At 62.7% G+C, this 20,690-nt stretch carries 17 protein-coding genes; 8 read left to right on the top strand and 9 right to left on the bottom strand.

The window, feature by feature from the left end:
* The first annotated feature begins 45 nt into the window (after window positions 1–45).
* Complete coding sequence (locus GS429_RS09145; protein ID WP_160064813.1) at window positions 46–417, top strand: methylglyoxal synthase; 372 nt, start codon at window positions 46–48, stop codon at window positions 415–417.
* On the opposite strand, the gene GS429_RS09150 is transcribed toward GS429_RS09145, so the two are convergent.
* Both GS429_RS09150 and GS429_RS09155 read right to left on the bottom strand, forming a co-directional pair.
* The gene (locus GS429_RS09150) at window positions 418–867 is read right to left on the bottom strand and encodes a universal stress protein (RefSeq protein ID WP_160064815.1); all 450 of its coding nucleotides are present in this window, start codon (window positions 865–867) and stop codon (window positions 418–420) included.
* A 118-nt stretch (window positions 868–985) separates the two neighbouring features.
* Complete coding sequence (locus GS429_RS09155; RefSeq protein ID WP_328821318.1) at window positions 986–3,244, bottom strand: amino acid permease; 2,259 nt, start codon at window positions 3,242–3,244, stop codon at window positions 986–988.
* A gap of 260 nt (window positions 3,245–3,504) precedes the next feature.
* Here GS429_RS09155 and GS429_RS09160 point away from each other — a divergent pair, with 260 nt between their 5' ends.
* Together GS429_RS09160 and GS429_RS09165 are read left to right on the top strand one after the other, a co-directional pair.
* A complete protein-coding gene (locus GS429_RS09160; protein WP_160064817.1) occupies window positions 3,505–5,241 on the top strand; it encodes a cation:proton antiporter in 1,737 nt (578 codons plus the stop codon).
* Complete coding sequence (locus tag GS429_RS09165) at window positions 5,234–6,919, top strand: cation:proton antiporter (protein ID WP_160064819.1); 1,686 nt, start codon at window positions 5,234–5,236, stop codon at window positions 6,917–6,919. Before GS429_RS09160 ends, GS429_RS09165 begins: the two co-directional genes overlap by 8 nt.
* Before the next feature lie 38 nt (window positions 6,920–6,957).
* Here GS429_RS09165 and GS429_RS09170 read toward each other — a convergent pair whose 3' ends face one another.
* The gene (locus tag GS429_RS09170) at window positions 6,958–8,667 is read right to left on the bottom strand and encodes a cation:proton antiporter (RefSeq protein ID WP_160064821.1); all 1,710 of its coding nucleotides are present in this window, start codon (window positions 8,665–8,667) and stop codon (window positions 6,958–6,960) included.
* The gene (locus GS429_RS09175; RefSeq protein ID WP_160064823.1) at window positions 8,660–10,414 is read right to left on the bottom strand and encodes a cation:proton antiporter; all 1,755 of its coding nucleotides are present in this window, start codon (window positions 10,412–10,414) and stop codon (window positions 8,660–8,662) included. Before GS429_RS09175 ends, GS429_RS09170 begins: the two co-directional genes overlap by 8 nt.
* 157 nt (window positions 10,415–10,571) lie before the next feature.
* Here GS429_RS09175 and GS429_RS09180 point away from each other — a divergent pair, with 157 nt between their 5' ends.
* Both GS429_RS09180 and GS429_RS09185 read left to right on the top strand, forming a co-directional pair.
* A complete protein-coding gene (locus tag GS429_RS09180) occupies window positions 10,572–11,069 on the top strand; it encodes a cation:proton antiporter regulatory subunit (protein ID WP_160064825.1) in 498 nt (165 codons plus the stop codon).
* Window positions 11,070–11,121: 52 nt separating this feature from the next.
* Window positions 11,122–12,426, top strand: coding sequence for a cation:proton antiporter (locus GS429_RS09185; RefSeq protein ID WP_160064827.1), 1,305 nt, complete (start codon window positions 11,122–11,124; stop codon window positions 12,424–12,426).
* A gap of 200 nt (window positions 12,427–12,626) precedes the next feature.
* Here GS429_RS09185 and GS429_RS09190 read toward each other — a convergent pair whose 3' ends face one another.
* Window positions 12,627–14,318: a potassium channel family protein gene (locus GS429_RS09190; RefSeq protein ID WP_160064829.1), complete on the bottom strand. Its 1,692-nt coding sequence runs from the start codon at window positions 14,316–14,318 to the stop codon at window positions 12,627–12,629.
* A 240-nt stretch (window positions 14,319–14,558) separates the two neighbouring features.
* Complete coding sequence (locus tag GS429_RS09195) at window positions 14,559–14,729, bottom strand: hypothetical protein (protein WP_160064831.1); 171 nt, start codon at window positions 14,727–14,729, stop codon at window positions 14,559–14,561.
* Between the two features lie 154 nt (window positions 14,730–14,883).
* On the opposite strand from GS429_RS09195, the gene GS429_RS09200 reads away from it, so the two are divergent.
* Both GS429_RS09200 and GS429_RS09205 read left to right on the top strand, forming a co-directional pair.
* A complete protein-coding gene (locus tag GS429_RS09200) occupies window positions 14,884–16,059 on the top strand; it encodes a mechanosensitive ion channel family protein (protein ID WP_160064833.1) in 1,176 nt (391 codons plus the stop codon).
* Between the two features lie 60 nt (window positions 16,060–16,119).
* Window positions 16,120–16,779: an HAD family hydrolase gene (locus GS429_RS09205; RefSeq protein WP_160064835.1), complete on the top strand. Its 660-nt coding sequence runs from the start codon at window positions 16,120–16,122 to the stop codon at window positions 16,777–16,779.
* Between the two features lie 98 nt (window positions 16,780–16,877).
* Here the strand turns inward: GS429_RS09205 and GS429_RS09210 are convergent, their stop codons facing one another.
* The 3 genes from GS429_RS09210 to GS429_RS09220 form a co-directional block, all read right to left on the bottom strand.
* Window positions 16,878–17,255, bottom strand: coding sequence for a DUF7993 family protein (locus GS429_RS09210; RefSeq protein ID WP_160064837.1), 378 nt, complete (start codon window positions 17,253–17,255; stop codon window positions 16,878–16,880).
* A gap of 23 nt (window positions 17,256–17,278) precedes the next feature.
* Window positions 17,279–17,761 (bottom strand): DUF2240 family protein, encoded by a 483-nt coding sequence (locus GS429_RS09215; protein WP_160064839.1) that lies wholly within the window; start codon window positions 17,759–17,761, stop codon window positions 17,279–17,281.
* A gap of 214 nt (window positions 17,762–17,975) precedes the next feature.
* Window positions 17,976–18,614: a reverse transcriptase-like protein gene (locus tag GS429_RS09220; RefSeq protein ID WP_160064841.1), complete on the bottom strand. Its 639-nt coding sequence runs from the start codon at window positions 18,612–18,614 to the stop codon at window positions 17,976–17,978.
* Window positions 18,615–18,954: 340 nt separating this feature from the next.
* On the opposite strand from GS429_RS09220, the gene GS429_RS09225 reads away from it, so the two are divergent.
* On the top strand, window positions 18,955–20,562 hold the full coding sequence (locus tag GS429_RS09225) for an ABC transporter substrate-binding protein (protein WP_160064843.1): 1,608 nt from the start codon (window positions 18,955–18,957) through the stop codon (window positions 20,560–20,562).
* Window positions 20,563–20,690 lie beyond the last annotated feature (128 nt).

Genomic DNA, 20,690 nt, shown 5'->3' on the forward strand with positions numbered 1-20,690 from the left:
TCGCCGCGAGCGTACTGTTATGTGGCGGGAAAATGTCCGTTCCGTATGACTCGTATTGCGCTTATCGCCCACGACGAGAAGAAGTCGGAACTGATCGAGTTCGTCCGGAGCCACGAGGAACAGTTACGCGAGTACGAGCTGATCGGGACCGGGACGACCGGGAAGCGGCTGATGGAGGCGACGGATCTCGAGGTCGAACGCAAGGAGTCGGGTCCGCTGGGCGGCGACCTGATGATCGGGTCGGAGGTCGCCGAAGGCGTTCTCGACGGGATCGTGTTCCTGCGAGATCCGCTGCGGGCCCAGCCCCACGAGCCCGACATCTCCGCACTGCTGCGGATCTGTGACGTCCACGACACCGCGCTGGCGACGAATCTGGCGTCAGCCGAATTCCTGATCGAAGGTCTCGCGGATCGATGACTACCCGTCGATGTCGCTCAGGAGGACGTCCGGCCGAACGATGAACACGTCCGCGGGCGCTTCGTTGACGACGTACTTCGAGACCGTCCCGAGGAGTTTCTCGGTGACGTCCGAGGCACCCGTCGACCCGATGACGATCAACTCGATGCCGTGGTCGTCGGTGTACTCCTCGATCACGGTTCGCGGAACGCCGGACTCGACCGTCACCTCGGTTTCGACGCCCGCCGTCGCCGCCTCCGCGTCGACGGCTTCGACGACGTCTTCTCCGGTGTCGAGTTCGTCCGTGAGTTTCTCCTCGAGGCCCGTCTGCGTCGGCTCGTCTCGCGTTCGTTCCGCGACGTAGAGGACGTGTAAGACGGCGTCGTGTCTGTCGGCCATGTCGATCGCCCGTTCCGCGGCCAGATCCGCCGTGTCGCTCCCGTCGGTCGGCAAGAGAATTCGGTCGTACATGGGTGGCGTGGGTCACTTTGTCGATCGACACAGTTCGGTCTTCGGCCGGAGTGTGACGTCCCGACTGAAGCGAAACATAGGCGTTCGGAGCTGGGTGCGAGTGAAACGTGCGTGGCGGTCAGTCGGCGAGGCGTTCGGCGACCGCTTCGCGGACCGATCGATTCGTGTCGTACGGTCCGCGAATCATAACGACGTTGTCCTTCGCGTGCGATTCGACCTTCTCGGCGATCGATCCGTACAGGATCTTCGAGACGCCGCTCTTTTCGGAGACGCCGGCTGAGACGGTGTCGTAGTCGCCGATGTTCTCCAGAATCGCCGACTGGATATCGTCCGCGATAATTACTTCGGAGTCGTAGGATCCGGGCTCGAGTCCGGCTTCCCTCGCGACCTCATCGATCATCGACTCGCCGACGTCGACCGGATCGATATCGTCGTCGTCAGTCGGCTGTTGGGCGTTCAACAGCGTCGGCTTCGTTCCCGAGAGTGTGGCGAACTCGGCCGCGCGCCGCGCGGCGATCGGCGCGTGTGGGCCGGGCCCGGCCAGTGCGACGGGCGAGCCGATCTCGCCCTTTTCAAGGTTCACGATCGATACTTCACACGGCGCTCGTTTCAGAACCGGATCGACGGTCGAGCCGAACACCTTCTCGCGATCTCGGTGTTGCCCTCGCCAGCCGAGGACGACGTGATCCGCGTTCTCCTCGTCCAGGACGGTAAGGATTGTTCGTCCGATATCGCGACCCACGATCGCTCGGGTCCGCAGGTCGACGTCCAGATCGGCGGCGGCTTCGCGAGCGCTGTCGAGCAACTGCCGTTGGGTCTCGATGCGTTCTTCCTCGAACTGGACGTTCTGCTCGAGGGCGGTCTGGTTCGGCACCTTGACGACATTGACCGCGACGATCTCCGGATCGGCCTCCCCGGGGTGCGTGTGTGCGTTGACGGCGGCGAGACGCAACAGGTTCTTCTGGGTTTCGGGGTTTGCGACCGGAACGACGACGCGATACCGTTCGGGTGAGCCGGTTTCTGTTGGCTCGCCGACGATCGCTTCGCCCATGAGACTCTCGTCGATGTCGCGATACCGAACGTAGCCGAGGTACCACGCGGCGCCAAGCGCAACGATCCCGCAGCCGATCGCGATGACGACGGGCGCCATCTGCGTGATGATCGCGACCGAGAGCACGATGCCGGCGATCGGAACGCCCGGGTAGAGCGGGCTCGGAATCTCGAACGCCGGATCGTACTCGTCGGGATCGGCCCGCCGGATTACGACGACGGAGACGTGGACGAGCGAGTAGGCGACGAGGAAGCTGAAGCTGGCGACCTCCGCCAGGAGTTCGATGATCGCCCCGACCTGCAAGCCGGCGGCGATCAGGAGCGCGGTCACGGCGCCCGTGGCTACGACCGCTCGATGGGGCGTCCGAAATCGGCTGTGGGTCGCGTTCAGCCAGTCGTTCATCAGGTTATCCCGCCCCATCGCGAAGACGACCCGCGCGGCCGCGAGAATCGAGGAGTTCGAACTCGAGATCGCGGCGATCACCGCGGCGGTGACGATCGCGACGACGCCCGCCGTTCCCATCGACACTTCCGCGACGTCCGAGACCGGAACCAGCGAGCCGCCGAGTTCGTCGAACGGAACGATGCCCGTGCTGACGATCATGACGACGACGTAGAGCAGCGAGACCAATACCACCGAGAGGATCATGGTCAGCGGAATGTTCTTCCCCGGGTTCTCGACCTCTTCGGCGACCGTCGCGATGATCTCGAAGCCGAGGAACGTGACGAAGACCAGCCCCGTCGTCGCGATGATCCCGCTCACTCCCGTCGGGGCGAACGGCTCGAGGTTCGCCGAATCGACGTAGAAGAAGCCGACCGCGAGGTAGACGATAATCACGGCCGTTTCAGCGCCGATCATGACGTTCTGGAAGGTGCTCGACTCCTCGGTGCCGAGGTAGTTGACGCCGATGAGGAAGGCGAGGCCGAGCAGCCCCAGCAGGACGACGAACAGTCGCCCGTCGAGCAGCGCCACGGGTGCGACGAGATACTGCCCGAACCCGATCATATAAAAGGCGCTCGCGAACATCAGCCCGGTCCACATCCCCCAGCCGACGATGCTGCCGAAGAAACTGCCGAGCGCCCGGTTGACGTAGTGGTAGCTCCCGCCGGCGATCGGCATTCCGGTCGCCAGCTCCGACAGCGAGATCGCCGCGAGCAAGGCGACGACCCCCGCGAGGGCGAAGGAGAGCGAACTCGCTGGTCCGGCACCTTCGGCGGCGATTCCCGGCAGGATGAAGATTCCCGCACCGATCATCGTCCCGCCGCCCATCGTCATCGCCTCGGTAAAGCCGAGGTTGCGAGCGAGTTCGCCGTCCTCACCGCTCACGAGACACCCCTCTGGTTGATCCCGCCGGTAGAACGCGAACAGCCCGTCATAATTGACGTTTACGGGCTCCGGATGAAAAGCCGACAGGCTTGCACAAGAAACAGGGAAAGACGGGTGAAACGGTGGTTCAGTACCGAATACCGTCACGACGACCGACCGACTCGATCGGCGATTCAGCGGAGCCGACCGATCCGCTCGCTGAAACGGAAAGCAACGCATAAAGGTGGGATACACAAAGGGGAGGACGAACCGACTTTCTGATGAGTGAAATCGCTCTCGCGGCCGACTTCGCCATTATCATCGTCGTCGCGACGACCGTCGGCATTATTGCCCGCCAGACGGGCCAGCCGACGATCATCGCCTACATCCTTACGGGGCTGATCCTCGGGCCGGTAATGTTCGATATCGTCACCGAGGAAGGGCTGGTCGAGAGCATGGCCGAACTCGGTCTCGGATTCTTGCTCTTCTTGCTCGGGATGAAGATGCGGTTCGACGACATCCGCGAGATTCTGCGGCCCATCGTCAACATCGCGGTCTGGCAGACGATCCTCCAGACGGCACTCGCACTCGCGGTCGCCTGGGCGCTCGGATTCGATCCCACCGAGATCGTCATCATCGCGCTCGCGACCGTTTTCGGTGCGACGCCGATCATCGTCAAGATCCTCACCGACAAGGACGAGATCACGTCGCTGCCCGGGAAGATCGACGTCGGCGTGTTGATCGTCCAGGACATCTATCTGGTCGTCGTTCTCGCCCTGCTCGGGGCGGAGGAACTCGGCAGCGCGAGCGAAATCGCAACCACCCTCGGCGTCATCGCCGTGATGATGACCTTCATCGGCCTCTTCTCGGTTGCGTCCTCGAGATATCTGCTCCCGACGCTGTTTCGCCGAATCGCGGACAACAAGGACGTCTTCCTCGTCGTCGCCATCGCCTGGGCGTTCCTCTTTATCGCCGTCTCCGAACAGTTCGATCTCTCCCTCGAGGTCGGTGCCTTCCTCGCCGGCATCAGTCTCGCCCAGTTGCCCTACAGCAAGGAACTCGAGGATCGCATTACCCCGATTACGGACTTCTTTATCCTCATCTTCTTCGCCAGTATCGGGCTTCGGCTCGCGGCTGACGACCTGCTGGCGTACTGGCTCGAGGCCGTCATTGCCTCGGTCGTCATGATGGTCGGCAACTTCTGGATCATGTTCTATCTGATCGACCGGGAGGATTTCAGCGTCGAGACCTCCTTTCTGGGGGCGATCAACATGGTCCAGGTCAGCGAGTTCTCGCTGGTCGTCGGTGCACTCGCGGTCCAACAGGGATACATCGGAACCGATATCCTCGGCTATCTGAGCCTGATGGCGCTGTTGACGATGAGCGTCTCGACGTACATTATCAACTACAACCACACACTCTACGCACAAACGCGGCCGTGGTTCAGCCGCTTCGAATCCGCGGACAAGAACGACGTCGACCTGGGAGAATACAACGACCACGCCATCGCGATCGGCTACGACGAGATCACCGAGCGAGTGCTTCCCGTCCTCGAGGACGAGTACGACGACGTGGTCATTATCGACCGGCAGACGGATCACATCGACGCGCTCGAGGAGGAAGGACGATACGACTACATTTACGGCGACTTCCGTCACGGTGAGATCCGGAAGGCGGCGAATCTGAAGGGGGCGTCGTTCGTCCTGAGCTCGACCGTGCAGGCGGACGTGAACAGAGCCCTGTTGGAGGAAGTCGACGACGACGCGACGGTGTTCGTCGAGGCCGAGCGCATCGACGACGCGCGCGAGCTCTACGACCGCGGTGCGGCCTACGTCATCATGAGTACGTACCTGACCGCCGAGAAACTGAGCGAGTACGTCGAGCAGTACGTCACCGACCGCGAAGCGTTCCGGCGATTGATCGAACGTGATATCGAGCGGATCGTGGATCGGGACGGCGACGTCCCGGCCGATCGTGAGCGGCGGGCGACCGAGACGGGAGGTGAGGACGATGACTGACCTGATCACGGCCCTCGCGGTCGTTTTCATCACCGCCGGAGTGTTCCTGCTGATCGCGAACCAGCTTTCGCTCTCGTCGATTCCGTTCTACCTCCTCGCGGGGCTGGTTATCTCCGCCGGAGGATTCGTCTCCGAACCGGAGCTGATCGAACTCGCTCAGTGGGGGATCGCGTTTCTCGTCTTCACCTTCGGCTTCCGCACGGACTTCAGCTCCGTCGAGTCGGTGATCAGGGACGCGGAGACCGCCGCCGTCACGCAGCTGCTCGTCGTCGGCCCGATCGCGTTCGGCGTGGCCCACCTGGTGTTCGGCTTCGGCCTCGAGAACGCCGTCTACTTCGCGATCGCGGCGACGCTGAGTTCGACGATCGTCGGCGCGCGCGAACTCGAGCAGGAAATTCGGAGCAACCTCGTCCACGGCCGACTCGCTTCGTCGGTCCACTTCTTCGACGACCTGCTGGCGATCGGGCTCATCGTCATGCTCTCCGCCGAGCAGTACACGTCGACGCTCGTCACGTCCAAGATCGGCTACGGCGTGATCCTCCTGCTCGTCGCGTTTCTGGTCTACCGACACGGGTTCCCGCTGCTGGTTCGGCTCGCAAGCGGCTCGGACGAGCTCGTGATGATGGGCAGCATCTCGATTCTCATCGCGTTCATCGCCGGAGCCGAGTACGCCGGCGTCTCGATCGTCGTCGGCGCGTTCGCCGCCGGCATCGCGATCCGCGGGGACGACGTCTCCTCGCTCGGTGTCCGAAACGGGATCGCCTCCATTCGGGATTTTTTCGTCGCGATCTTCTTCGTCACCCTCGGCGCGCTCGTCGCCGTTCCCAGCCCCGGCGTCCTGCTCGTCGCGGCCACGCTCGCCGCGCTCGTCCTCTTCGTCAACCCGCTCGTGCTCATGCTCGCGTTCGTCTACGAGGGGTACGACGCCCGCACCGCGTTCCTCTCGAGTACGAGTCTCAATCAGGTGAGCGAACTCTCGCTCGTCATCGCCATCCAGGCGCTGTTGCTCGGAAACATCTCCGAGACGTTGTTCGAGGCGATCATCCTCGCGGCCGCGGCGACGATGATCCTGACCTCGGTCGCCCGCCGATACGAGGAACCCGTCTACCGCTCGCTCGTGGAGCGACTCGTCGCGGGCCGACAGACGCGAAAGATCGACGAGCGGAGCGCGGTCGCGGACGATCTCGAAGAGCACATTGTGGTCGTCGGCTACGGCCGACAGGGCCGACGGATCGTCGAAACCTGCGAGCGACTCGACCGCGAGTACGTCGTCATGGACAACGATCCCGTCCTCTGGGACGACATGCGCGCGGAGTGTCGCAACTACGTCTTCGGCGACGCCATGTCCACCTATCCGTGGGAGAAAGCCCGCGTCACGGAGGCCGAACTCGTCGTCTCGACGGTCGATCACCACCCCGTCTCGGAGGCGATCCTCGAGGTCGAGACAGACGCGGACGTGATCCTCCGGTCTGAGACGTCAGGCGACGCGCGAGCGTTGCTCGATCGGGGGGCGACCTACGTGAGCGTGCCGAACGTGCTCGCGGGTGAACAGCTGATCGCGACCGTGTCGGAACTCACCGCCGGTGAGACGGACCTCGACGCGCTCGAGCGAGAGCAACTGCAGTACTTCCAGACGCTCGAGCGGTACGGACTCGCGACGCGCGAGGATCGCGTATAGTCCTCCCAACGGGAGGCAAATCAGAGCTCTCGGAGGTGTCAGGAGGTGGCCTGGGAGTGTGATTCCAGTTCGGCCAGCTGCTCGTCTCGGAGCTCCGCGGGCGTCCGCTCGCCGTCGAGTACGCTCTCGATCTGGGTGACGAGTTGCTGTCCGGCGAGGAGATCCGACTGGCTAACGTACAGCGCGCCCGCCTCGAGCAGTTCGAGGGCGATCGTTCGATCGTTGGCCCGAAGCGTGAGATCCGCGTCGAACTCGAACGACAGGAGCCGCCTCGAGACGGGGTCCGAGTCCACTGTCGAAACGACGATCCGCGCGTCGTCGACGTTCGCTTTCTCCCAGGTGTATCGTTCCATCGCGTCGCCGAAGACGAACGCGTCACACTCCGCGACGACCGTTTCCCTGCGAACCGGGTCGTTCTCGATGACGACGTACGGCTGGTTGTCCTCTTCGCAAGCTTCGATCAGCTTCCGGCCGTGTCGACCGTAGCCGACGATGACCACGTGGTCGGAGAGTTCTCTGGGGACGTCGCTCAGTGTATCGATTCGCTCGTGGTTGGCGGAGAGCACACCCCGATCGGCCAGCGTGCGGTAGATTCGCTCGTCGTAGCGCTGGGTGAGACTCGAGACCACCATCGTCACCGCAGCGGCGAGGATGATCGCGTCGAATACCGACTGCGTCAACAGCCCGAGTATCAGCGCTTCGATCGCGATGATCAGCGCGAACTCGCTGACCTGATCGCTGCTGAGACTGGCCAGCGTCGCCGACCGCGCCTCGTAGCCGCGGTAGATCAGGGTCGCCGTGGTGATCGCCGGTTTCACCACGACGGTCAGGAGGACGAGTCCGCCCGCGAGGAGGAGCTTCTCGACGGACTCGGTCCAGCCGATTTCGACGTACGGCAGGAACGGGAACGGCAGGACGACAAGCGCGCCGATCGTCAGGAAGAAGATGGCGACGAAGAAGTCCTTGATCGACTCGAGTCCGTTGAACAGCCCGAGATACTCGACGGGGTCGTGTCGGACGGCGAGCCCGGCGGCGAACGCGCCGACGGCGATCGAGATACCGGCGTACTCGGCCGCACCGACGAACACGGCGAGCAGGGAGACGGCGCCGAGAATCATGAGTTCGGCCGAGTCGTCCGCGAGTCGGCCGATGGCATCGAAGAGGTACCGGTTAACGAGGACGGCAACGGCGAGTAACGCGAGGCCGTATCCCACTAGCGTCGCGATCGGGCCGACGGCGAGCGTTCCGGCGCCGAGACCGAGGAGGAGCAGAATCGCCAGCAGGTCCTGGGAGAAGTGGATCGACCTGGCCAGCCGACCGCGAACGAGGTTCGTCGCGATCTCGGTCCGCAACAGCGCGGTCCCGACCATCGTCGACGAGAGCGCCGCGGCGATGCCGAGGAAGGCCGCCTCTTCGATCGGGACGCCGAGAGCGACTCCGAAGGCGACCCCGAGCGAGCCGACGACGAGGACCTGAGCGAGCGCGGCGATTTCGCTGTCGACGATCACCGTCCGAACCGCGGAGAGGTCGATATCGACGCCGAAGGCGAACACGAGCAGCGCGATGCCGTACTGCGCGAGCTCGAGCGTGAGCTCTTCGTCGATCCCGAAGGCGTCCAATCCGAATCCGGCGACGATCCCGGCGAGTACCAGCAGCGGGACGGTCGGGAGATCGAATCGGTTGGCGACCAGCAGGAACGGTCCGGCCACGATGAACATGATCGAAACCGCGGTGAGCAGTTCAGTCATCGAGACCACCCCCGAGTTGCTCGTACGTATCGGGGAACGGGTCCGAACTCGCAAGCAGTTCGACGTCGCCGTCCATCAGGCTCTCGAGTCGCTCGTCCTCCGCGAGGTACGCCCGGAGGTAGTCCGCGAGTCGTTCGCCCGCGAGGTGTGCCGTCATGATCACGCAGTGGGCACCTCTGTCGTAGAGTTCGCGCGCGTCCTCGACGCGCTCGGCCTCGACGAACACCGTCGCGTCGTCGCCGACCTCACGGAGCAACGCCTTGTTCACCGTAGGTTCGACCGAAGACGAGAGCGCAAAGTCGGCTTTCTTCACGGCCGCATCCTTTCGGATCGTGGCGTTCCGGAAGTCGCCGTAGATGGCGTCGTACCCCTCCGCCTCGAGCGCCTCGACGTGTTCGACGCTCCTGTCGACGACGACGACGTCCTCGTAGCGGTCGGCGAGCAGCGGAAGCGCGTTTCGCGTCACGTCGTCGTAGCCGATGACGATCGCGTGATTGCGGTACTCCCGCTTCCCGCCCTCGAACGTGCCGTCGGAAGTCCACCGCGAGAGCGTCGGTTCGAACCGCTCGAACAGCGGGTGGCTGAACTCGATGAAGTACACCGAGACGGCCATCGTGAAGATCGCGAGCAGGGTCATGAAGCCGAGCACTTCCGCGTCGATGAAACCGCCCTCGAAGGCGACGGCGGCGACGATAATGCCGAATTCGCTGACCTGGATCATGTTGATACTGCCGAGGAACGTCGTCTCCGTGTCGAACCCCTGCCAGTCGAGCAGGTAGAAGAAGACGAGGAACTTGACCGGCATCAGGACCAGCGCGGCGACGATCGCCTCCTGCCAGTAGGCCAGCAGTTGGCTCGCCTCGAGGTCCAGCGCGACGGAGACGAAAAACACCATGACGAACAGGTCGGTCAGCGGGTTGACCCGATCCTGTAGTTCCTTGCTGTAGGGAAGCTGGGCGATCGCCAGCCCGGCCATGAACGCCCCCATCTCGATCGAGAGGTAGGCCTCGATGCCGAGCGGGGCGAGAAAGAGGTTGATGTTGTCGGAGACGAAGACGAACAGGAACGCCCACGAGATGGCGATGAGGAAGAACACCTCCTTGTTGTCGGCGATCCGCCTGAAGACGACCGGTAACACGGTCTGAGACGCGCCGACGGCCGCGACGGTAACGAGTGCGACGAGGACGAGGACGACGCCGAGCGTCGTCGCGACTTCGCCGAGGCTCTCGGGCCGTCCCGCCGCGAGCACCGCCAGAATAATGACGACGACGACGTCCTGGACGAGCAACACCCCGACGTCGATCTTGCCGTGCAGCGAGGTCGCCTCGTCCTTGTCGGTGAGCATCTTGATGACGACCGCGGTGGAGCTGTACATCACCGCGAGCCCGATCAAGAACGACTCGAGGAGACCGAACCCGAGCACCAGCGAGAGACCCGCACCCGCGATGAAGACCAGCAGCATCTGCGGGAGCGATATCTTGACGATCGGCGAGAGAACGTGCTGGATGTCGTCAAGTCGCATCTTGATCCCGAGCAGAAAGAGGAGAAAGGCGAGTCCGAGTTCCGAGAGCAATTCGGTGAGTTCGCTGGCGCCGACGAGACCCAGCGCCGCCGGGCCGAGCACGACTCCCGCGAGGATGTAGGCGATGATCGTCGGCTGGCCCGTCTGCTTCGCGATGAATCCGGCGAGTGTCGCACCCAGTAAGATGATGGCAAAATCGACGGTGAGCGCTACCTCGGATATCATTCGTTCGAATCTTCCATCGGACTCGATTAAGGGTACCGAAAGCGACTCCGACGACGGCGCGGTTCGTCGCTGCTCGCGCGTTCGTCAAGCGGTACCGACGACGGCCGGATCACTGCCTCTCAACCGATTTAAGAGGGACCGCGAGAGCTACAGACGTATGCCGATTACCGAGACCGACCTACCGGGTGTCGGAAAGAAATTCGAAATCGATCTCGATGGCGGACAGATACTCGTCGTCGTTACCCACAACACGGGCCGGCGCGACGTGTTCCTGAAGCCCGCCGAGGGCGCGGACTCCGAGAAACTGTTCGAACTCTCCGACGAACTCGCGAGGATCGTCGGGACCATTCTCGAGGGTGCGTACTTTCAGCCGGTCAAGACCGACGACAGGGAGACCACGCTCGGGGACGGGACGAGCATCGAGTGGTTCGACGTTCCCGACGGCTCGGCGTTCGCGGGGGAGTCTCTCGCCGATATCCTCGCGGACGAGTCGATCGAGGCTGCGATCGTTGCGGTCCAACGCGGCGACGAGGTGATTCCGGCTTCGAACGCCGAGCGGCGGCTTCGAAGCGGCGATACGATCATCGTCGTCGGCGAAACCGACTCGCTCGACCGATTCGAATCGCGTCTCGTCGACACTGGCGGTTCGAACTGATCGATGAGTGGACCGAATCCAACAGTGGCGCGTTCGCCGGAGGTGACTGGCGATGGCCGGTGAGACGGTTCTACTCGACGTCGGCATCCTCTTTGCAGCGGTCGCGTTTGCCGGGCTCATCGCCAACCGGATCGGCCAGTCGGTGATCCCCTTCTACATTCTCGCGGGAGTTATCTTCAACCCGTACGTCCTCGGAAGTCTCCCCGATATCGTCGGCGCCGACGTCTCGCTCCTCGGCTACGACGTCCTCGCCGAACTCTCGGCGATCGCGCTCACCGAAACCGACTTCATCCACATCGGCGCGGAGATCGGGATCGTCATGCTGCTGTTTTTCCTGGGTCTCGAGTTCAACCTCGATCGACTGATCGCCGCCAAGGAGAAAATCGGGAAGGCCGGAACCGTCGACCTCGTAATCAACTTCGGTATCGGCCTCGTCATCGGCTGGGTCCTGTTCGGCGCGTTCCTCCCGGCGTTTCTGACCGCCGGGATCGTCTACATCTCCTCCTCGGCGATCATCACGAAGTCCCTGATCGATCTGGGCTGGATCGCCAACGACGAGTCCGATCCGATGCTCGGAACGCTCGTCTACGAGGATCTGTTCATCGCGATCTACCTGGCCGTCGCGTCGGCGCTCGTCCTCGGCGGCGGCGACGTCAGCGAGGCGATGGGCCAGATCGGCATCGCGATGGGCTTTATTCTCGCGTTGCTCTTGCTCGTCTACTTCGGGACCGCGTTCTTCCAGCGCTCCCTCGAGACCCACTCACACGAGTTCACCGTGTTACGGGCGCTCGGAATCACGATCCTGATCGCCGGCGCGGCGCTTTCGCTCGAGGTCAGCGAGGCCGTCGCCGCGTTCTTCGTCGGAATGGCCTTCTCCTCGACGGGCCACGTCCACGAACTCGAGACGCTGCTCGAGTCCGTCCGGGACACCTTCGCGGCGGTGTTTTTCTTCTGGATCGGTCTGTTAACGAATCCCGCCGTGTTCGCGGACGCGTTCGTCCTCGGGGCGATCGCGCTCGCGGTCCTCCTGACGGCACCCTCGAAGCTCGTCAGCGGCTATCTCGGGGGACAGATCTACGGACTCGACGAGCGGCGGTCGGTCCGCGTGGGCCTCGGCATGACGACCCGCGGGGAGTTCTCGCTGATCATCGCGAGTATCGCCATCGCCGGTGCTGGAATCGGACTCACGGACGCCGTCGCACAGGACATCTACGCCTTCGCCGTCGGCTACGTGCTGTTCATGAGCATCCTCGGCACGACGCTCATGGGCTATTCCGGAAAGATAGAGAGCCTGGTCGTACCGCGACTCGAGGCACGATCCGGATCGGAATCGGGATCGCGGGCGGACGACGACTGAGACGGACTGTTGCGGTCGATTACCCTGGTCGCCGACCCCGATTCGGCGATCGGCGATAAATGGGTACAGCAGTCAGTATGACGATGGAACCGATTTACCGCCCCGAATCCCGGCCTGGGCCGAACGGTTCTGTCCTCGCGTGTCGTCTTCCGGACAGCTATGGTCCCACCGAGACGTATCGAGTTCGGATCTGTACCCGCTCACGATGAAACGTCAGTGGAAGTGGCATTCGTTTCGAGGAGACGGTGAAACCGCTTTCGGGACGTTGCGCCACCTGCGACGATGAGGATATCGTCCGGTTCGACGACGAACGCCGCACCGATATCGGTCAGGAGATCTCCGTCACGCTCGACAGCGACGACCGTGCATCCGGTTTCGTCGCGAACGTCGAGTTCGCCGAGAGTCCGTCCCACGAACGGTGGCGCCTCGGTACGCACGAATTCGAACTCGACATCCGGGGTGACGATCTCCTTTGCGTCGATCAGAAGCGACGCGACGATCTTTCCGGTTACCGTCTCGAGCGGAATGACGAAATCCGCGCCTGCGTTGTAGAGCTTCTGGACGGTTTCGTCGTCGTCGGCTCGAGCGATAACCTCCACGTCGGGTGCGAGCTGGTTAACGATCAGCGTCGCGTAGATGGTCGGCGTGTCCTCGTCGAGCGAAAGTACGACGGCTCGAGCGTCGTCGATCGGCGTCCGATCGAACGTCTCTCGGTCGGTAAGATCCCCGACGATATCGACGCCGTCTTTCGCTTCGACATCGATCACCGTCGTCTCGATCGCTTCATCCCGAACCGCGTCGGTGATGGATCGACCGACGGTTCCGTACCCGCCGACGATGACGCGTCGACCGTCGTTCTCGTGTGTTGGAATCGGTCTCGCCTTCAGGTCACCGTACGTCTCGTGTGCCCCCGCGACGAGTAGGATGGTGTGCCGTTCGATTCGCGTGTCCGGGTTTGGGGAGACGATGAATTTACCGCCGATCCAGGCCCCGATGACGGTAATTCCCTCGCGATCGAACACGGTCGCTTCGCGGAACGTTTTTCCAACGAGATCGCTCTCCGCGTTTACCAGAAGCTCCGTGACCTGCAGATCGCTCTCGACCGCGATCGTCTTCCGAAGTTTCTCGGCGTACGACCCCGCCGCCCGAAGTCCGAGACTTTTTCCGAGCAGTTGGCGCGCGAGAACGACCTCGTCGGCTCCCGCGTACCGGTGGTAGGACTCCGCTTCGGCGCTTCTGACGATACTGATCGTTCGCAGATCCGGGTCGATCTGTTCGGCCGAAAGAATCACGGTCGGATTCGTCTCATCGTCGATATCCGCAACCAGTGCCCGCGCGTCGGCAGCGTTCGCCGCTCGGAGAGTATCCGTTTGCTCCGGATCTCCGAGAATCGCTGGGAGTCCGTTCTCGGTCAGCGCTTTGACGGCCTCCCGATCGGGGAGCACGTACAGATACGGGACACCCACCGTGTCGAGTTCCTCTCGGAGTGTCTCGTCTTGCGGATTGTGCCCGCAGATGATCACGTGGTCGGTCAGCGAACTGCTGGTCGGCGGCTGGGTCTCGAAGGCCCGACGAAACAGCGGAACGGCAAACAGCGGAATGGCGAGGAAGACCAGAAACACGCCCGAGAGGTTCATAAGGATGACGAGTCCGGCCAGCGCATCGCTCTCGCGCCAGGCGTCGGTGTCGCCGCCGAATCCGGCGGTCGTCAGGGCCTCGATAACGACCTGTAGGGCCTGAACGAACGAAATTTCGGCACCTGTCGTACTAAACACGAGCCACTGATAGACGTACGTGTAGATGACGACGACGCCGCTGACAGCGACCGTGGCGATCGCGATCCGTCGATGCCAGTTCGTCGACGTGTCACTGAGTACTGACGTAGAATCCATGGTCCGGTTCCTAACTCGGTGGGTGGACGCTCCGACGGAATCTTCGATCCACCATCTCGAGTATCAATTCTCGGGACGGTATCATAAGCGAGACGGATTTGTAACCGTGAGCGAGTCGCCTCAAAAAGGCCCACAATCTACCCGTTTGGGGTTGGACGCTCTGACGGTGCATAAAGCCCGATCTTCGCCCCACTCGATACCGGTTGGGTGTGGATTCCCCTCCGGCGGCTACGATACCGATCACGAAACCAACCGTCGCGGGAGACACCACCGATCCTCGAGGTGCGCGATGTCGGTTTCGGTAGCCTCCTCCGACACTACCGGGCTCACTTCCTTGGCCTTGCGTTCGTGCTCCGGACTGAACCACCTACGTACGAACCCACACTCGATACCGTCTGCCGAGAGACTCATACGGATTGCTGTAACTATGTACCGCCGATCACCAGGGACGTGGTCGGTGATCGGCGGTAATTGACTACAGTAAACCGTATCAGTTCCAGGGGCCCGCACGTCACGACACGATTATAATCCCCGCCTCGAGAACGTTGGTATCACCGGACTCGAGATGATCGCCGCTTCACACCTCGCCGTCAGGATTCCGGGCCCGTTCGACGCGTTCGGGATCGAAAACCCCTGGCTCGTCGCCGTAATCGTCTTCGCCCTCTCCTACGTCGCGGCCCGCCTCGTCGAGTGGGGCGGGAGGGAACTCCTCGAGCGGTCGGACGCCTCGTCGGAGACGTCGTTCAACAGAACGCTCTTCGAGGTGATCCACGCGCCGCTGTACCTCTCGATCGGACTGGGCGGCCTCTATTTGAGCTTCGTCGTCCTCGGCTTCGTGGACTCGAGTGTCGTCCTCGTCGACGCCCTGCTCACGGCGTTCGTGTTGCTGTGGACGTGGGCGGCGCTCCGACTCGGCAACCGCTGGATCGAACACGCCCACGCGAGCGAGACCGACTACAAGTTTGCCCCGATATTCAAGAATCTCTGGACGATCGCGGCGGTCCTCGGCGCAGTGCTTCTGTTGATCTCGATCTGGAACCTCGAGATCACGCCGTTTCTCGCCTCGGCCGGCATCCTGGGAATCGTCCTTGGACTCGCAGCCCAGGAAACGATCTCGAACCTCATCGGCGGCGTTTCCCTATACTTCGACAACACCTACACCGTCGGCGACGTGATCGAACTCGACGACGGCTTCCGCGGGACGGTCGTCGATATCGGCATCCGGAGCACGACGGTTCTCACGCGGGACAACGTGACGATCACCGTACCGAACTCGGTGTTGAACTCCTCGCAAGTCGTCAACCAGTCGACCCCCCAGCGGCGAATGCGACTGCGGATTCCGATCACCGCCGCCTACGGCACCGACTACGAGGCCGTCGAACGGATCCTGCTCGAGGTCTGCGAGGAGGCGACGTTGATCCGCGACTCGCCGAGACCGCAGGTGCTGTTCAGCGAGTTCGGCGACTCGGCGCTCGTCTTCGAACTGCGCGCGTTCGTCGTCCACCCCCTGAAAGACAAGTCAGCCGTCGACCAGGTCAATCGGGGTGTCTACGACCGGTTCGCCGAGGCGGGGATCACCATCCCCTATCCGCAGCGAGATCTGCACTTCGAAAGCGCCGAGTTCGCTCCCGGTTCCGATCCCGCGTCTCCCCCCGATTCGTCCACGCTCGATACCGGCGTGAACGAACTGGACGTCGAACGCGATGGCTACGAGTACCAGCCGCCGGACGACGATCAGTGATCGGTGGTGAGGTCGTCGAAAAGGGATAGCTTCAACCTTCTCGAGCCCCCCGTGACGTCTATGCCACAGGCGGTCGTTTTCGACCTCGATTACACGCTCGCTGTTCCCACGCAGGATCGAACGACGATTCTGCAGGACGCCGCGGCCGCCGCTAACGCCCCGCCGCTGTCTCGCGAGGAGTACCTCGCGGCCCACCGTCGGAACCTCACTCGCGAGTCGCGCGAACCGATCTTCGCCGACTTACTCGAAGGGCGAGAGACGGAGGCGGATCCGGCGGCCGTCGCCAACGCCTACCGGGAAACGATCGCGGAGACACTCGAGCCGCTTCCGGGCGTCGAATCCATGCTCGAGGGGCTCAAACGCGAGTACCGCGTCGGCCTCCTGACGAACGGGCCGGTCCGTGCCCAGCGCGACAAACTCGCGACGCTGGGGTGGGAGCGAACGTTCGACGCCGCCCTCGTAACGGGCGAGCTCGAGGCCGGCAAACCCGACCGACGCGCGTTCGAAGCGATCGTCGGCGAGTTGGGTGTCGACCCCGCTGACGCCGTCTACATCGGCGACGAGGTCGAAGCCGACATCTACGGCGCGACCAACGCCGGACTAGACGCGATTCAGGTGCTCCTCGAGGACGGCCCGGACCCGGATCCGCGAGCAGTGGCCCACGTTGAACAAGCGTCGGTCGCGACGGCGATTCCGGAGGTCGTCGAACAGATATCGTAACATCGGAGACGGCCCGTTTCCGCCGGCCTCCACGATCATCGGGACGACGATCGAGAGGACGGGAAGAACACTGTCCCCACTGTTCGAACGTCTTCGTCCTATAGCGACCGGTTTACGGCCTGCACGACGTCCGTCGCCCGCTTGACCGCCGCCCCGCTTTCGACGAACACGAGCGTTCGCGGCGGCTGGGTTGCCTTCGGCCGGACTCGTAACTCGAGTTCCGATCCCGTCTCGGCGGCGACGTCCTGGCCGACCTCGAACTCGAGGCGGGCCCGGTCCTCGTGGACGAACACCTGTGCGATCCGCTCATCGGAAAGGGTAACATCGTACGCGCGAGATCCGTCGGCAGTCGGCTCGACGTCGCGATCGGCGTCGGTGACGCGAACCGACGCGAGCGTACCGTCTTCGCGGCCGTCGAGTTCGGACGCGAGCAGTTCGGCGATTCGGCGACCGTCGGTGATCCGTTCCTCGACCATGCGTGCTGTCGGTCGGCGGGGGATTAACGCCCTTCGGCTTCCGCTTCCGCGTCCGCAGCGTCCGCTGCCAGCGCCGAGCGCGCGGTCGGGATCAGCTCGGTCACGTCGAGGCCCTCTCGACGGGCGTAGACGACGGCAGCGGCTTCGATGGTCAGGCCGAGATCCTGTTGCAGGGTGTTGATCGCACCGACCGCCTCGTGTTTCTCGACCCCCTCAGCGACGAGCGTATCGAGGACGCGTTCGAACGCGGAGCGTTCCCGCAGGAGATCCTCGTCGGGAACGAACTCCTCCGGGACCGTCACCTCGGCAGGATCGAACGTGATCTCGAGTGCGTCGTCCGTGCGCTCGAGCAGTCCGTCCTGCGTTGCGACGTCGATCAGGCGTTTGGACTGGTCGGGGGAGAACCAGTCGCGATCGAGCGAGAGCGCGACGACGAACTCGTTTTCCTGCAGGCGACGGGCGCCGTTCTGGATGAACGGGGCGGCGACGGCGACGCGAAGACTCATCGAATAGCCATCGCGGGAACGACGAAATAACGGTGGCGGTTCCGGTCGAGCGACAGCTTTCGAGTTACACCACGAACGGCGGCGACGGCGAACTCGTGTGCGAACTCGACGACTCATACGGATTGCTGTAACTATGTACCGCCGATCACCGACCCCGTCCCTGGTGATCGGCGGTAATTGACTACAGTAAGCCATATCACAACACGCCGCGGCGTTAGTCCGACGCGCGTCCGCTACCGCCGTTACGGTCGGCTCGGGACGGCGGCGGGAACTCACCCGCAGTCGGTTCGGGCGTCTCCGGAAGGACGCAGCGCTCGGGCTCTCGGTTGACGTGCTGGTAGTGTTCGGGTGTGTTTGCGAGCGGGTGTGCGGGATTCTGGTCGCTGTCGATACGAGCGGCACGGACCTCGCCGAAACCGTTGAGCCGCGCCTGAATTCCACGCCAGTGATACCGTGTCGCGGACGGCACGGAGACGGGACGCGGCGGTTTCCCGTCCGGGTGGTTCGTCGCCAGAATGGTGCTGTTGACGTTGCTGGCGAGTGCATCGTGATCGATGAGAACACCGACGCAGGCGTCCCGTGGGGCACGGGCTGCCAGCACGTCGAGTCCGAGGTGTAACGCTCGGTACTCGGCGACGTTGTTGTCCGGCGACGTATCCGTCGTCGCAATCCGTGCGACGCGGGTGCCGTCGCGTGTTTCGATGACGGCGCCCAGACCGCCGCCCGACTCCCGGAAGGACCCATCAGTAGCGACGTAGAAGTCACGATGATGGGTCCGCGGGGGATGAGCGATATGCGGCGTGGGCGACTCGTCGAACAGGTCCCGCAGTGCGGACCGGCCGTGAGCGGCCATACTTTTGTTAGGAGATGAGGACCACTTAAGCTTGTGGGGGAAATCACAAGGTGAGACAGGCGTAGTAGCACCCGATATCGGAGACAGCAGCGTCGTTGTCCGGGTATCGGTCCGGCACACGAATCGAAGTGGAAGCTCCGAAATGGGTTTTGAACGCACGGACTGCTCCAACGAGTTACCGGAGCAACCACACCCGTCCGTGGTTGCACCGGCACTGACTTCCAGTAGACCGGACAGCCATTGCGTACGGTGGTTGATTTTCCGACCGATCGAACCAACGATGCAATATTGGCATCTATTACCAATATTTATAAGAGGGATGCCTGTCTCATTATGGGACATGAAGGGTGCTAACAGACGAAGCATCGATCGCCGAACACTACTGAAGCTTACTGGGGCTGCTGGTGCAACAGCCGGACTCGGTACGATCGCCGGTTGTCTGGACGATCCGGATGCCGACGAGGACGACGATGCGGACGAACTGACGATCACGCTGTCGCAGTTCCCGGACACGATCGATCCGCTCGATCACATTACTGGGGACTACTTCGACGTATACGACCACATCTACGAGCCGCTGTTCGACTTCGAGCCCGGCGAAGGGATCTTTTCGCGGGTCGTCGATGACTGGGAGATTCAGGAGGGCGAAGGGGTCACTGAGCTCTACCTGCGAGACGACGTCGTGTTCCACAACGGCGACGATCTGACCGCGGAAGACATCGCGTGGACGATCGAACGGACGGTCGATCCCGACATGGGCGTCGTCAGCGACATCGGTTCGTTCGGACTCGGCTCGATCGAAGGTGCAGAGGCGCTCGACGACACGACGGTTGCGGTCGAGTACGGTGCTGCACCGGGCCTTGCAGAGTTCGAGTTCGGTAACTACGCCCGCGCGATCAACAGAGAGTGGGCGATCGAGAACCACGACGCCGAAAACGAGGCGATTTCCGGCGCCGACGCCGAAGATTTCAACGGAACAGGTCCGTACGAGGTCGTCGACTTCACCTCGGGAGAAGAAATCGTCCTCGAGCGGTTCGACAACTACTGGGGCGACGAACCGCCGTTCGAGAGAGTAACGTTCAACGCGGACGGAGAATCCAGCGGCCGGGTAAACTCTCTCGAGACGGAAGAGACGGATCTCACGATCAACATTCTGCCGGAGGACGTCGCAACCGTCCAGGACGCCGACGGCGTCGAGATCAGACGAGTGACCAGTTTCCGGAACATCTTCTGTCCGATGAAGAATACGGTCGAACCGTTCGACAGCCAGGAGTTCCGGCAGGCGATGAACTACGCGGTCGACAACGAAAGCATCGTCGACGAAATCTTGAGCGGATACGGCGAAGCACGAGGGCAGCCGGTCGCGCCCGGAATCAACGGGTTCAACGACGATATCGAACCGTACGAACAGGATCTCGGTACGGCAGAGAGTCTCGTCGAAGAAAGCGGGTATGGCGATATGGATATCGAGCTGACCGTCCCGCAGGGTCGCTATCTCAACGACGCAGAGGTCGGCGAGACGGTCGCTGATCAGATCGATCAACTCGATAACGTCAACTGTGACGCAAACATCGTGGACTTCGGTGTCGTCTCGGACGCGAATTCGGCCGGTGTCGATCCCGACACGATCGAGATTCCGTTCTACCTGATCGGATGGGGAACCATCACCGGCGACACCGACTACGGAGTCCAGGGCTTCTTTACGATCCCCGACAACGAAGCACGAACGTTCGACGACGAGGAACTCAGCGACGCGATCCTCGAGAGCCAGCAGATCGAAGATCCGGACGAGCGACGCGAGCAGCTCGAAGACGTCAACGAGTTAGCCCACGAGAAGGCGCCGTTCCTGTTCCTTCACACCCAGGAAAGTATCTACGGCGTCAGAGAAGATATCCAGTGGGAGCCACGGGAAGACGAAACGGTGTACATCTGGGGCATGGACACGTAGACACCCACGTTCGGTTCTTTGCCAAAACGAAAGTATCAATATCGAACCCCCGATTCACTCGAACGTTCCAATGACGGGAGAGAAGATGGTCCAATGACCGTGGGTAATACATTTTAATGACGATAGGT

Origin of the sequence: Natronorubrum halalkaliphilum (genome assembly GCF_009834785.1) — an archaeon.
In the GTDB taxonomy this organism is placed as follows: Archaea; Halobacteriota; Halobacteria; order Halobacteriales; family Natrialbaceae; genus Natronorubrum; species Natronorubrum halalkaliphilum.

What these genes read in the sequence shown, in the direction of transcription:
- GS429_RS09195 (WP_160064831.1), bottom strand. Translation starts at nt 14,729, where the DNA reads ATGAGTCTCTCGGCAGACGGTATCGAGTGTGGGTTCGTACGTAGGTGG.
- GS429_RS09170 (WP_160064821.1), bottom strand. Translation starts at nt 8,667, where the DNA reads ATGACTGAACTGCTCACCGCGGTTTCGATCATGTTCATCGTGGCCGGA.
- GS429_RS09165 (WP_160064819.1), top strand. Translation starts at nt 5,234, where the DNA reads ATGACTGACCTGATCACGGCCCTCGCGGTCGTTTTCATCACCGCCGGA.
- GS429_RS09185 (WP_160064827.1), top strand. Translation starts at nt 11,122, where the DNA reads ATGGCCGGTGAGACGGTTCTACTCGACGTCGGCATCCTCTTTGCAGCG.
- GS429_RS09175 (WP_160064823.1), bottom strand. Translation starts at nt 10,414, where the DNA reads ATGATATCCGAGGTAGCGCTCACCGTCGATTTTGCCATCATCTTACTG.
- GS429_RS09210 (WP_160064837.1), bottom strand. Translation starts at nt 17,255, where the DNA reads ATGGTCGAGGAACGGATCACCGACGGTCGCCGAATCGCCGAACTGCTC.
- GS429_RS09145 (WP_160064813.1), top strand. Translation starts at nt 46, where the DNA reads ATGACTCGTATTGCGCTTATCGCCCACGACGAGAAGAAGTCGGAACTG.
- GS429_RS09200 (WP_160064833.1), top strand. Translation starts at nt 14,884, where the DNA reads ATGATCGCCGCTTCACACCTCGCCGTCAGGATTCCGGGCCCGTTCGAC.
- GS429_RS09220 (WP_160064841.1), bottom strand. Translation starts at nt 18,614, where the DNA reads ATGGCCGCTCACGGCCGGTCCGCACTGCGGGACCTGTTCGACGAGTCG.
- GS429_RS09205 (WP_160064835.1), top strand. Translation starts at nt 16,120, where the DNA reads ATGCCACAGGCGGTCGTTTTCGACCTCGATTACACGCTCGCTGTTCCC.
- GS429_RS09160 (WP_160064817.1), top strand. Translation starts at nt 3,505, where the DNA reads ATGAGTGAAATCGCTCTCGCGGCCGACTTCGCCATTATCATCGTCGTC.
- GS429_RS09150 (WP_160064815.1), bottom strand. Translation starts at nt 867, where the DNA reads ATGTACGACCGAATTCTCTTGCCGACCGACGGGAGCGACACGGCGGAT.
- GS429_RS09180 (WP_160064825.1), top strand. Translation starts at nt 10,572, where the DNA reads ATGCCGATTACCGAGACCGACCTACCGGGTGTCGGAAAGAAATTCGAA.
- GS429_RS09215 (WP_160064839.1), bottom strand. Translation starts at nt 17,761, where the DNA reads ATGAGTCTTCGCGTCGCCGTCGCCGCCCCGTTCATCCAGAACGGCGCC.
- GS429_RS09190 (WP_160064829.1), bottom strand. Translation starts at nt 14,318, where the DNA reads ATGGATTCTACGTCAGTACTCAGTGACACGTCGACGAACTGGCATCGA.
- GS429_RS09225 (WP_160064843.1), top strand. Translation starts at nt 18,955, where the DNA reads ATGAAGGGTGCTAACAGACGAAGCATCGATCGCCGAACACTACTGAAG.